This window comes from Vibrio sp. M260118, assembly GCF_036533755.1.
Lineage (GTDB): Bacteria > Pseudomonadota > Gammaproteobacteria > Enterobacterales > Vibrionaceae > Vibrio.
Map to the genome: position 1 here is coordinate 1 of NZ_JATABG010000063.1, position 13,017 is coordinate 13,017.

At 45.2% G+C, this 13,017-nt stretch carries 11 protein-coding genes; 3 read left to right on the plus strand and 8 right to left on the minus strand.

The window, feature by feature from the left end:
• Window positions 1-80: 80 nt before the first annotated feature.
• From QTO00_RS06175 to QTO00_RS06210, 8 genes are all read right to left on the minus strand, one after another.
• Window positions 81-1,517 carry an IS1182 family transposase gene (locus tag QTO00_RS06175; protein ID WP_331423685.1) on the minus strand — a complete coding sequence of 479 codons (1,437 nt, stop codon included), beginning with the start codon at window positions 1,515-1,517 and terminating at the stop codon, window positions 81-83.
• Window positions 1,518-1,643: 126 nt separating this feature from the next.
• Window positions 1,644-2,447 carry a phosphonate ABC transporter, permease protein PhnE gene (gene phnE, locus QTO00_RS06180; protein WP_331423686.1) on the minus strand — a complete coding sequence of 268 codons (804 nt, stop codon included), beginning with the start codon at window positions 2,445-2,447 and terminating at the stop codon, window positions 1,644-1,646.
• On the minus strand, window positions 2,447-3,247 hold the full coding sequence (phnE, locus tag QTO00_RS06185) for a phosphonate ABC transporter, permease protein PhnE (RefSeq protein ID WP_038202024.1): 801 nt from the start codon (window positions 3,245-3,247) through the stop codon (window positions 2,447-2,449). Before phnE (QTO00_RS06185) ends, phnE (QTO00_RS06180) begins: the two co-directional genes overlap by 1 nt.
• Window positions 3,235-4,020, minus strand: coding sequence for a phosphonate ABC transporter ATP-binding protein (gene phnC / locus QTO00_RS06190; RefSeq protein WP_038202025.1), 786 nt, complete (start codon window positions 4,018-4,020; stop codon window positions 3,235-3,237). Before phnC ends, phnE (QTO00_RS06185) begins: the two co-directional genes overlap by 13 nt.
• 102 nt (window positions 4,021-4,122) lie before the next feature.
• A complete protein-coding gene (phnD, locus tag QTO00_RS06195; RefSeq protein ID WP_331423687.1) occupies window positions 4,123-5,163 on the minus strand; it encodes a phosphate/phosphite/phosphonate ABC transporter substrate-binding protein in 1,041 nt (346 codons plus the stop codon).
• Between the two features lie 250 nt (window positions 5,164-5,413).
• A complete protein-coding gene (locus QTO00_RS06200; protein WP_331423688.1) occupies window positions 5,414-6,625 on the minus strand; it encodes a glycerophosphodiester phosphodiesterase family protein in 1,212 nt (403 codons plus the stop codon).
• Between the two features lie 189 nt (window positions 6,626-6,814).
• On the minus strand, window positions 6,815-8,173 hold the full coding sequence (locus tag QTO00_RS06205; protein ID WP_331423689.1) for a sigma-54-dependent transcriptional regulator: 1,359 nt from the start codon (window positions 8,171-8,173) through the stop codon (window positions 6,815-6,817).
• Entirely contained in the window at window positions 8,170-10,113 is a 1,944-nt protein-coding gene (locus QTO00_RS06210; RefSeq protein ID WP_443088900.1) for an ATP-binding protein, read from the minus strand. The genes QTO00_RS06205 and QTO00_RS06210 overlap by 4 nt, the downstream gene beginning before the upstream one ends.
• A 276-nt stretch (window positions 10,114-10,389) precedes the next feature.
• On the opposite strand from QTO00_RS06210, the gene QTO00_RS06215 reads away from it, so the two are divergent.
• The 3 genes from QTO00_RS06215 (at window position 10,390) to QTO00_RS06225 (ending at window position 12,882) form a co-directional block, all read left to right on the plus strand.
• A complete protein-coding gene (locus QTO00_RS06215) occupies window positions 10,390-10,854 on the plus strand; it encodes a DUF2846 domain-containing protein (protein ID WP_331423690.1) in 465 nt (154 codons plus the stop codon).
• A gap of 217 nt (window positions 10,855-11,071) precedes the next feature.
• Window positions 11,072-12,568 carry a bacteriohemerythrin gene (locus QTO00_RS06220; protein ID WP_331423691.1) on the plus strand — a complete coding sequence of 499 codons (1,497 nt, stop codon included), beginning with the start codon at window positions 11,072-11,074 and terminating at the stop codon, window positions 12,566-12,568.
• A 161-nt stretch (window positions 12,569-12,729) separates the two neighbouring features.
• Window positions 12,730-12,882, plus strand: a complete 153-nt coding sequence (locus QTO00_RS06225; RefSeq protein WP_004746464.1) for a hypothetical protein — start codon at window positions 12,730-12,732, stop codon at window positions 12,880-12,882.
• Window positions 12,883-13,017: the final 135 nt, after the last annotated feature.

Sequence of the window (13,017 nt, forward strand, 5' to 3'; positions counted from 1 at the left end):
TCAGATTGATGACGAACCCCACTTTTTAAGTGGGGTTCTTTGTATGGAGCGGCCGTAGGCCGCGATCGCGATATTTTTGGTTATACGACGAACTGAAGTAACCAACCCTTAGAGTGGCATACAGAAGTCAGTATTGGCCTTATTTCCGTCATATTTAAGCCCATTTTGCGTAGATAGCTCATCACCAAGGCTATCTTCTTGATGTTTTGGGCTGCCGCCGCTAACCAACACTGCATTTGCACATTGGCGAGACCGCGAAAGCGTGCATAGCGATGACCATGATGTTGTTTTGCGTCGGCGAAGCTACGTTCTACCGTTTCACTTCTACGTCTATAGGTTTTCTTGCCATAAGAAGAGAGCCGCATTTGGTTCGCTCTGTCCACCGCATCGGTATAGATATGCCTCGTAATGACCTTCTTCATGTTCTTACTTTGAGTACAGTCATCTCGCATTGGGCAGAACACACACGCTTTCGGATCTGAGTGGTATTCCCTATAAGCATCGCGTGAGGTGGTTTTGTAGGGAAGCTCTTGACCATTCGGGCATTGGTAACAGTCTTTTTGCGCATTGTAGGTAAAGTGTTTCTTCTTGAACGTATTTTTTGTTCGGGAAGGTCTACGGTAACCGAACACCCCAAGGATACCTCTACGTTCAAGCGACTCTGCGACTGGCGCGGTGAAATAACCTGCATCGAGTCCAACGGCTATCGGATTCAGTTTGAATGTCGCGAGCGTGTTATCTAATCGCTGGACGTAAGGTTGAGAGTCATTGATATTGCCGGCGGTTGTATGGGTATCAAGGATAATCCCGTGTTTGCCATCCACCGTTCTATGGTCAAGATAGAAGAAGCCTTGTGGCTTATTGTCACGCGTCATGAAGCCGCTGTCTGGGTCAGTAGTGCTGGTTTTGGTATTCTTGGTTTTTGGCTCTGACACTCGCTCTTTTAGAGGCTTCTTTCCTTCCTTTTCTCGGTCTAGCGCGACATCTTCATCCAACATGTCTAGGTAGGCACTGGCTCGAACGGTGGTGACTTTATTGGTGTGTTTGTTCTTGTTGGCATTGGCTTTTAGATGCGTGCTGTCAGTAAAGAGCTCTTGGCCAGCCACTAGGCCTTTCGACATTGCTTGCTCGACGATGTTGATAAAGATACGTTCGAACACATCCGTTCCATTAAAGCGACGAATGCGGTTCTGACTGAGTGTAGAAGCGTGGATAACTTTCTCGGTCAATGACATACAAAGGAACCAACGATAGGCCACATTGACTTCAATCTCTTTGACAAGCTGTCTTTCGCTTTTTACTCCAAAGATGTAGCCCAGCAAGATAATTTTGAACAGACGAACAGGATCTACAGGCGGTCGACCGTTGTCTTTACAGTAGAGATGGTCAACTTCAGCGCGAATGAACTCAAAGTCGATGGCTGCATCAATTTTACGGACAAGGTGGTCCTTAGGAACCAATTGTTCCATGGTGACCATTTCGAGTTCGTATTGTTGTGGTGAAGGTTCTTTAAGCATGTCGGAGTATCCAATTTATATACTCCTATTAGATCAAAGGTCTAGCCTTATGGCTAGACCTTTGTCAGCAGTCTGAAAGGCAGATTTCTCTGCCTTTGATATTGAACGCTTGGAACTTTTTGAACATTAAATCAATTTCTTACGTACATGTACTACCAGCGCTTCGGCCAAAATAACGACCGCAAAAATGCTGACTAGAACCATCGACACCTTTTGCCACTCGAATAGGTTTTGTGCGTCGTTAAGCACCACACCAATGCCGCCAGCGCCCACTAAACCAAGTACTGCTGACTCACGTACATTAATGTCCCAACGGAACAACACAATCGAGAAAAAGGCTGGCATCACTTGCGGCCAGTACCCTTTGAACAAAATACTCATCCAAGGTGCGCCTGTTGCCTTTAGCGCTTCAATCGTTCCCATGTTCACTTCCGCAATCGCTTCTGCGAGTAGCTTGCCGACAAAGCCAACGCTTCGAACGGCAATCGCCATTATCCCAGCTAGAACACCCGGACCAAACAGCGCAATGAACAACAACGCCCATACCAGCGAGTTAACGGAGCGCGACGACACTAAAAAAAACTGTGCAATCCAGTTCAACGTTTTGCTCGGGGTAATATTCGGCGCATTCAGTAATGCCAATGGAATAGCCAGTCCCAATGTGAACAAAGTACCCAAAGTGGCAATATGCAGGGTTTCAATCATTGCTGCGTGAATGGTTTCTGGGTAAAACGCGTAGTCTAGCGGTACCATTCGACCAAACATATCTGCAAACTGAGCAGGTGCGTCATAAAGAAACTCTGGAATGATCTCAACAGTCTGCCAAGACCAAACAATCGCCGAAACAAAACACAAATAAGCAGCGAACCTCGCGAGACGCTCGTTGAACGTAAAACGTTGCCATTCTTTATCAATAGAAGCGGTTGTCATCAGAAGATTCTCCTTACTACATTAGACAAAAACTCACCGACAAGAATCAGCGCAATAATGGTGATCAGAATAGCTGCAACAAAGTCGTAATCAAAACGCTGAAATGCTGAGAACAGTGTGCCGCCCAAGCCCCCCGCACCTACGATGCCGACCATAGTTGAATTACGTAGATTCGAGTCTAACTGGTAGCTAGCAAAACCAATGAAGCGAGTGAAAACCTGCGGCATCACCGCAAACAAAATAACCCCAACAAAGCTTGCGCCAGTAGCTCTAATCGCTTCAACTTGCTTAAAAGAGATCTCTTCGATAGCTTCAGCAAACAGCTTGGCAATAAAGCCAATCGACGCAAACACTAAGGTCAAAATCCCTGCTAACGCTCCAAATCCCACCGCTTTAACAAATAAAATGGCGATAATCACTGGGTGAAATGAACGACACAGAGCAATAAAGCCACGCACTGGGCTAGATACCATTGAGGGCATCATATTTCTTGCCGCCAACAGGCCTAAAAACAAGGAGATGACAATACCAAAAAAACTCGAGATGATGGCTATCTGCAAACTCTCAGCTAAGCCGCTAAGAAGTAGGTTCGAGCGAGAAAAGTCCGGCGGAAACATCCTAGAAAGCAAGCGCTCACTCTCACCAAAACCTATAATTAAACGGTCAAAACTAAGATTGAGTGTCGAGAAGCTGTAAAACAGATACGCAATAACAGCAACGACTCCCAGTCGGCTCGCCCAGGAAGCTTTAAATGGATTTTCTACACTTGTCGATGTCGGGGATGAACTTAATCCAGCCATGATTCACCCCCATAGATAATCTTAAGATCTTCCTCACTGATTCCCTCAGGGCTACCATCGTAGTGAACTTTGCCGTTACACATACCTATGATGCGATTGGCGAAACGTTTAGCTAAGTTCACGTCATGAATATTGACTAGTACAGGGATCTGTTTGTCTTTGGCAAATGTCTCCATCAACTCCATGATTTCTACTGCTGTCTTAGGGTCAAGAGAAGAGGTTGGCTCATCGGCCAGTAAGATATATGGGTCTTGCATGACTGCACGCGCAATACCAACACGCTGACGCTGACCACCAGAAAGGCTATCTGCACGCTGATTAGCGAAATCCTGTAGCCCAACGAATTCCAGCAGTTCAAATGCTTTCTTTAGGTCTTCTGCCGAGTAATTACGTCGCCATGCGTTCCATGAAGACATGTAACCTAAACGCCCACTAAGTACGTTTTCAATCACCGTCAGCCTTTCGACCAGGTTGTACTCTTGGAAAACCATACCGATATGACGACGCTGTTTACGCAATGCTTGGCCTTGTAGCTTAGTTAGGTCTTCACCTTCAAATAAAATTTCCCCACTGGTTGGGTCATTCAAGCGGTTGATACAACGCAGTAAAGTACTTTTACCTGTACCGGAAGGGCCAATGATGGCGATGATGCCCGGCTGATCGATATCAATATCGATGCCTTTAAGGATTGGCTTGCCTGCTACATATTCATGAAACAGGTTATTGATCTTTATTCCGTCGTATTTTGTTTCGTTACAGCTTGCTACGGCCATACTACTATTCCTTGTTTTCTTATATTGAGCCTGAATTTTGGGTGTACGGTGCCCTATGCCCTACACATAGGGCACCGTACTTCTGCCGTTGTTAGAGAGTTATTATTGGCTGGTTGCTTGCTTCGCTAGTTCAGCCGCTTTTTTCTTAGCACGCTTCGCTGCGTCTTTTTCAGCAAGCTTCTTCAGGCCAGTTTTGGTGTAAGCCGTGCCTGTTGCATGCGCGATATCGCGAATTACAGACCAGTCTTCTTGGTAAGTGATTGGAGAGAAACGATCCGCGCCTTTAAACGCTTGGCTCATTTCTGGAGTAAATCGGTAGCTAAAGAAAGCTTCATTAATTTTCTCTACCAACTCTGGTTTAAGGTTGTGTGCATAGCCAAATGCAGAAGTAGGGAAACGTGGACTGCGATAAATGATCTTAAGCTCAGAATCATCAACACGACCTGCGGCTACCATACGGTCATACACATCAGATGCAACTGGAGCTGCGTCGTAGTCTCCGTTGTATACACCTAAAATAGATTGGTCATGTTTGCCTGAGTAAAGTACTTTATAGTCTTCATCAGGAACGAGACCTTGAGCAGGAAAGAGTGCACGCGGCGCTAAGTTACCAGAGTTGGATGAAGCAGAAGTATGAGCAACTCGCTTTCCTTTAAGATCTGCCATATCGTTGATACCGCTATCTTTACGTACAATTGTCACTAGGTTATAGCCTTGGAAGCCCGCTTCATCACCTTTAACCGCAATTGGCACGTAGCCCGCTAAGTTTACGGCATATCCTGTAGGTCCAGTGGAGAAGCCTGCTACATGCAAACGACCTGAGCGCATTGCTTCAACCTGAGCAGAGTTTGAGTGAACCGTGTAGTAAATGACCTTTTTACCCGTGATCTTGCTTAGGTGTGCTTGAAAGTCAGCAAAAGCATCTTTATAAAGCGCTGGGTCTTCTACTGGTGTATAAGTAAATACTAGCGTACTTGGGTCTATCCACTCATTGGCATCTTTTGGTGCGTCAGCGACCAAGTCTTGGTTTTCATCACAGTATCTTTCATCCAGCACCCCGCGATTTGCACACTCACTTGCCATTACCATCGATGGGAGCAGCAAAGAGCCAGCGATTAACAATCCTTTTACACTGTTTTTCATATTAGAACCTTACATTCACGTTATTGTTGATGTTCACTCTTCGTATAGCAGAGGACGTGCCAATTATTTTGATTATTATTTTCAATAACTTACTCTATATACCACTCTCTTAGATTTCATTTGGGTCATTTCTGTCTAGCTGATGTGATTCTATTTGGGTCATTTCTGTCCCAGCACCTTTGATGCTCAAAAAAGGCTCGAAAGCCCTTATATTATTTCGAAAACCATACGCGCTGAGACGTTGGTTCCTTTAGATATCCATACAGTTAGCGTAGTAAGTCACGGTAGAAGGCCAATCACTGAACACGCCCAGCACTCCAACATCTTGTGCCAAAACATCAAGAACGTTCATCATGTCACCATCTTGATTGATCTGTTCAGTCACAGTTTGATAGTACCAACCACCACCTTGTGCAAGCGGCCCTGAACGCTCCAACGTCCAAGCAATAATGTCTAGATCAGCTTGTTTTGCCAGCTTGGCGTACTCAGACGCGACAATCGCATTGTTATCATCAAGCTGTATCAACGCATAAAGTGGCGGAGCGATGATCTGCACGCCCTGTTTTGATAACGCTTTCATGTTTTCTAAGGTTGCTGTGAAACCTTCTAAGTTGTACACGCGATCATCGAGATACACTGCTTGTTTGCCAAACTCAGGTTCATTGTTGATCCAGTACTTTACATCGTCGAGATTGAATGACTGAACATACGCATCTTTCGCAGAGAACCCTGCTGCTTTCAGCTCATCAACCAGTTTCTGAGCGTACATCTCTTGGCTAAAGCCTTTATAAGGCATCTCAACTTTTGCTGACTTAAGCTCTGGAGTGACCTTTACGCCATGCTTTTTGAATAGTTCAGCACTTTCTGCATGGGTCATTAACGTACCTGTCTGCGAGTACAAATCAGTTCGCCAACCAGGTGTGCCACTCATGTACTCTTCAACTGTGGTCGCTTTCGGGTTTGCGCCATCCATTTTACCTTTAAGAGTTTTAAACTCCGCCAAAGTAAAATCAGAAGTACGGCACTCAACTTGCGCATCTTCACCCGTTTCTGGGTTAGCTGGCTTAAATGGTACCGAGCATTTCTTCGCGAGCTCTGGGTGAGCAAGAACATCCGTGGTGGTATGCAAGTCACTTTGTGAATGACGACAGACAAGCTGTTTATCTTTAGTAAACGTAACATCGCATTCCAAAACCCCTGCCCCCATTGCAATCGCAGCCAAATAAGACTCCTTAGTATGCTCAGGAAATTGCATCGCCGCGCCGCGGTGGCCAATGGAAAAGTCACTGCGATAGAATGGGCCATCACTACAGCTTTCAAGCTTAGTTTTGAGCGGACTCTCTTCCATATCACTCACGAGATAGATAGGGCGAGGGCCAACCTGCGCCGGTTCATTACCCGCCATGGCTATTGAGCTAACACCTAACAATAGAGCGATACTACTGGTTAAGATATGCTTCATCTGTTGTTTCTCCTTGCAGCAAATAGTTATTAGTTTATGTCGCTCTGGCTTTATGAAGTTCTTACGCGTTAATGCAACTCCCTGACTTCTCGCCAGAACCATAAGCAATTTGCACGCAACGTGCCAAAAACTTTTCACTTACAATTCAATCAGATAAACATAACAGGATTATTTAACTTCTGTGATGGGTCAATTGTGTCTTGCGGTTTGCGACTTAAAACTGTCTTTGTCTAGTTGATGCTTTTTCATCTTTCGATACAGGGTTTTACGTGGCAGATTTAACCGCAGCGAAACCTCATTGATGTTGCCCGCAGTCTCAATCAGAGCTTCTGTTAGCACATTTCGCTCGTACTGCTCCATCTGCTGCTCAAAAGCAAACGCCTCACTACCTTGAGTTGAAGGTGCTTGGAGGTCAAAACCCTCACCCACAATACCTAAGACGAATCGATCAGCAACGTTTCTTAGCTCTCGGACATTCCCCGGCCAGTCATGACGACATAACTGCTGAATTTGTTCGGCATAGAGTGTTGAAGCTCGCGTTTTATATTTTTGACTCGCTTGAACCACAAAATGCCTAAACAGAGATTGGATATCCTCTTTTCGCTGGCGCAAAGGCGGTAAATTCAAGCTAGCGATATTGAGTCGATAGAAGAGATCGGCCCTAAACTCTCCACGCTGACTTAACTCAGCTAAGTCAGCTTTGCTCGCGGCAACGACAACAATATCGACAGGGATGAGGGTATTGCCTCCCACACGTTCAATCACACGTTCTTGGATAACTCGCAGCAGTTTAATTTGCACCGAAATTGGCATGCTTTCTATTTCATCGAGGAATAGTGTGCCACCATGCGCTTGCTCGATTTTGCCAATTCGCTTCTTATTGGCGCTGGTAAATGACCCGGCCTCATGACCAAACAGTTCGCTCTCAATGATGCTCTCTGTCATACCACCGCAGTTGATGGCAACAAACGGTTTATCGCGGCGCGTCGAGTAGCGATGTAAGGCACGCGCTATCACCTCTTTGCCCGTGCCCGTCTCTCCGTTGATGATGGTATCAACGCCGGTTCGAGCCAGGGCCAATACTTGACTGCGCACCATCTCCATCTGATTAGAGACACCAATAACGACATTCTCTATAGGTAGCTCAGGAGATTCCGAAGCCTGGCACGAAACACTCTGGACATGCGTCGAGGCTAAGTTGAGCTTTTCAAGTAACTCATCACTTTGCAATGGCTTCTCGATAAAATCAAACGCACCCAACTTCATCGCTTCAATCGCCATGGGTATATCACCATGACCACTCATCAAAATAACTTCACAAGCAGGCGCACGGCTTTGAATCGCATCCAGCATTGATAATCCATCGAGCTGAGGCATACGAACATCGCAAAGCACAACTTGTTTGCTGTCGGGTACGAGCGACTTTAATCCCGCTTTAGGGTTGGTAAAGCTAGTTACGTGAAAGCCTTCAAGCTCTAACATTTCGCTCAGCGCCTCCACCACATCAAACTCATCGTCTATCAGGGTAATTTGCTTTTCCATTGTCATGATTTCACGCCTTTTAAATAAACTACAAACTCACTGCCTTGCTGTGGCTGCGAGTTCACCCGAATTGAACCGCCAAAATCCTTAATGATGTTAAAAGCGATAGAGAGCCCTAACCCTAAACCCTTACCCACCTCTTTTCGGGTATAAAATGGGTCGAAAATATGGGGAATATCATCGGCTAAGATACCTTTGCCATTGTCTTTCACCGCAATGGTGACTGACTCGCCCGAGCGGAAAACAGAGACCGAAATAACAGGTTCAGATGTCATCTCAACAGCATCAATCGCATTACTGATGAGATTCACCAATACTTGCTCTAGGCGGATTGGATTGGCGCGAACACTTTCATTCGCTGAAAGGTTGCAATCTAGAACGATAGGCACCTGCTTATTAGCAAATAACTCGATGGCATCATTCACGACAGGCATTACTGCGACGGAAGATATCTTCCCATCACTTTTACGAGAGAAAGCTTTCAAATGATGGGTTAACGCGGCCACCTTACCCAGTAAGGTTTCAATCTTGTGCAAGTTATCAGTCGCTTTATCTAAACGCCCTTGCTCCAACCACTTCTGCGCGCTACGAGTATGGCTGCTGATAGCCGTCAGAGGTTGGTTTATTTCATGGGTAATACCGACACTCAACTGACCGAGCGCGGCTAGCTTACCGGCCTGAACGAGTTCATCTTGCGTCACTCGAAGTCTCTCTTCAGCCAATCTTCGCTCTACCACTTCAGCTTCAAGTTTTAAGTTAGTTTTCTTAACTGCTTTTGCCGTGGCTTGAAACACCTGTAACGACTTCGCCATTTGGGTAATCTCATCCTGCCCTTTTACAACAATATTCGTATGTAAGTGACCCGTTGAAATCGCGAACATATCATCCTTAAGATTAAGCAAACGCTCTAGAATATTTTTACGCACGTAGAACCAAGCGATCCCAGCCGCCGCAAACAAACTGAGCATGGAGAGAACAAGTGAAAAGGTGCGATTTGAGGCCAATGAAGCTTGGACATGAGCGATAGACGAATCTATTTCTAAGTTGACGTTAGAGGTATTGCGCTCGATCTGAATAGAGAGCTGGTGCAAGTACTTGCGGCTATTTTCCAACAAAAACTCCTGCTGATAGTGATGCTCCAACGCTTGATTTTTCAGTTGCACTAACCGACTTGAGCGAGAGGCAAGGGTATAAATTACCGACAGCTTTTCATCTAGCGCAGGTAAAGACTCTGCTAACCCACTAGCCAGCCACAAGTTAAACCAGTCTTGCCCTAGCTGTTCCAGTCGGTACGTGGTGTAATCCAACTCATTAAAACTGCCATCGTTATACAACTTTTCAACCAAGCCTAACTGATAGAACAATAACGCTTTCAACTGACTATATTGCAGGCGGGATTTCTGTTCTTCCGGTAGGCGGTCAAGCTCTTCACTCACCTGCTGTAACAGAGGATAAAATCCTTCGAGTAAATTTCTTAGCTGCTTATTTAACTCGCGTGACTCTTCACCACTTTGATAAAGCAAACTTAAACTGTTGCTCACCTGCATGATCAAGTCTTTGAAGTAAGCGTGATACTCAGGAAAATGCGCAAGTACCCGACTCATCTCTTCGATACTGTCTTCGATCCTGACCATAGAACTGCGCCTTTCAAGGTTTGAGTCGGCAGCCACTAGTTGAGAAGAGTCCGTAATCACCAAACGCACCATGTCATTCAATCTTGCGGCCTGCTCCAACGCGGGGATTTCGCGTTCTTTTAGCTCAACCAAAGCGCTTTCGAGTTTGTTATAGGTGGTGGAACTAAACAGGGCGAGAAGTAACGTCGTCATGGACAACAACGCTAGCGCAAGGCCAAGCCGCACTTCAATACCGCGCCATTTAAACTTGCCTCTTTGGGATTTGTTCACTTCTGCGTTTTTGATAGAAGCGGGAGGCACTCCACCAAACATCTGATTCACCGAGATAATCCTAATAGCTTGAATACGATGCGAGATTTAATCGCGCGCATCATTAACAAACCACATAAAACATCATTACATTTTATTAATAAAGTCGAACGTATCAGATTTGTGGAATAGACAAGAGGAAATTTTTATAAAGCCAGATCTAAAAGAGATGAAATCATAAAATCCAATAGCAATCGCAAATTATTGTTTTAGCTCTGCATTATCGTAGTAATTTCCTGTATGTTTTTCGCAATTTATATAGATCTGAAGGATAATTAAATGAAAAGTAAGGTATTTCTCTGCTGTGCGCTCCTGTTAGCATTGTCTGGCTGTGCTTCGGTACCAACTGTTGATACTGCGATTTCAGAGCAAGCAAAATCATTCCCAGCACCAGAGGAAGGTAAAGCGGGTATCTATGTGTATCGAAAAGATACGATAGTAGGCGCAGCACTTAAAAAGTACGTCTACATCGATGGCGAGTGTATTGGTGAAACAGCACCGGGTGTCTTTTTCTATCACGAAGTCGATGCGAACAAAGAACATACAATTAGTACTGAGTCTGAATTCTCTGAAAATCATGTCACGCTATTTACCGATGAAGGGCGTCACTACTTCATCAATCAGTACATCAAAATTGGCGTGTTCGTAGGTGGTGCTGGCGTTGAACTTGTTGATGAAACCCTTGGTAAAGAAGAAGTCATCAAAACAAAAATGGCTAAGAAAGGTAACTGCCCTTCTATTTAACGCCTAACCCTCAAACAAATCCCATTCGACTAGCAGAGCATCTGTGCCTGCTAGTCGAACTCGACAAATCCCCACCTCGGTTTAACCGAACTGATATGCAACTTTTTGATCTAAGTATGACTTACCCAAATTTCTAGCCACTTTCGGTGGGGCATTCGCTATATTTCGCCTAAATTTATTGGAGTGAAAGTTAGATTTTCAGCCAAGGGGTTGGCGTATGATTAAAACAATATTAACTAGCTTAAGTGCCCTATCCTCAACGCAGCAATCGCTGCTGCTCACTGTGATCGTTTCGCCCATTGCTGTGGTGCTTTTTCTCACCCAATCTTGGCTTGGGCTCATTATACTTGTCATTTATCACGTACTAGCCCTTGCTGCGATAGCATCAATGACACGCGCACTTCACCAACTAAATCAAGCGGCAACTCACCTTTCGGAAGGCGACCTATCGGTTCGAATCGATACCAAGAGCAATTTGAATGCGCCACTGCTAAAAAATTTCAATCGCATTGGCGAAGACACTTCCAGAACCGTCCACGCGCTCAGAAAATCAACCGCTCGATTGGTTGAAGTTGCAACTACAGTTCAAGAAGATTCCGAACTCTCGAAAACCGGTGCAATGAGCCAAAAGCAAGACATTGACCAAGCAAAATCAACCATCAATCAGCTATCAGACATTACGCAAAACGTTTCCACTTACTGTGAATCGACTGCAAGCCTTGCTAACCAAGCAAAATCTAAAGCCGACCAAGGTACACGCGATATGGTGTCACTGGGTGAAGCGCTAGATAACGCCAATCAGCACATCGACAATTCCAATCAACACTTCCAGTCTCTAATGGAAGAGACCGCGCAAATCAGCCAAGTCATGGAAACCATTGGCTCTATCGCCGAGCAAACTAACCTATTAGCGTTAAACGCTGCGATTGAAAGTGCTCGCGCAGGAGAGCAAGGAAGAGGGTTTGCGGTGGTGGCTGATGAAGTCCGCTCGTTGTCATTAAGAACTCAGGAAGCGACGGAAGAGATCCGCAGCAAAATCACCAACCTTCAAGCGAAAACAGATGATGTTTTAGCAACCATGCAAGAGAACAAATCGAGTATGGAGAGTTCACTCAGCATCGCTTCCACCGCTGAGCATACCTTCCAGGAACTCAACCAGCAGATCGAAGATTTACGTGGCTATGGCGAACAGATCGCCCAATCGTCCGATCAACAGCTTACTCAAACGCATCAACTGCAATCTAGCTTGGAAAATATCGCCACAGAATCTGACAATAATGTCCGAGCCACACAAGAAACACTGATCGCCAGTATTACTGTTCGCAACTTGTCAGGTGAAATCGATTCGCTGCTGCATCGTTTCGCCACAGATGCACAGCAGATAGAGGCCGAAGAAGCCAAACGCGAAAAATTGATCGAATGGAATGCGCAGCTCGATATCGGTTTAGACGAGATCAACCGTCAGCACAGAGCACTGCTCCACCTCATCAACGAGCTTTACTACTTGTTGAACCACAACTACGGACTCGCCTCGATCAAGCGGGTGGTGCAAGGCCTAATCGACTATACCGCCAACCACTTCGCCTACGAAGAGATCCTATTCAGTCAGATTGAATATGATCAAACCGACGAACACGTCGCTAAGCACCACAAGTTGGTCGAAGAAGTATTGCAGTTCCAACGCCGTGTAGAGAAAGGTGATGGAAGCATTTAAAAACAACAACTTAAACTAATTTGATAACTATTTTAAAACACTAAATCTGCCAATCAGTTTTTTTACTGTGACGACAAAAAACCTGATTAGGCATCATTGTCGATTACTGCTTAAATCCGCGCCGAGATATTAGTTTTATCCATTAACTTCAAGGTGTGTCCATGTTTGCAATTGATGATGTTGTTGTCGCAACTAAAGGCGTTGATTTCGGTAAAATGGTGGTTGTTGGTTTAAGCAGCGGCGGTTTCTACGTTCGAGTAACAGTAGACGGTATGACACTGACTTACCCAGCTCGCGACCTGCAAAAAGCGTAATCAGGCAACAAATACACGATCAAAAAAGGTAGCGATTTCGCCTGTCTCTTATACACAAATCCTCGAACTCAGTTCGAGGATTTTTTTTGAACTCATTTCCAAGGCTGAGATCTGATCACTTAAGTAATATTGATT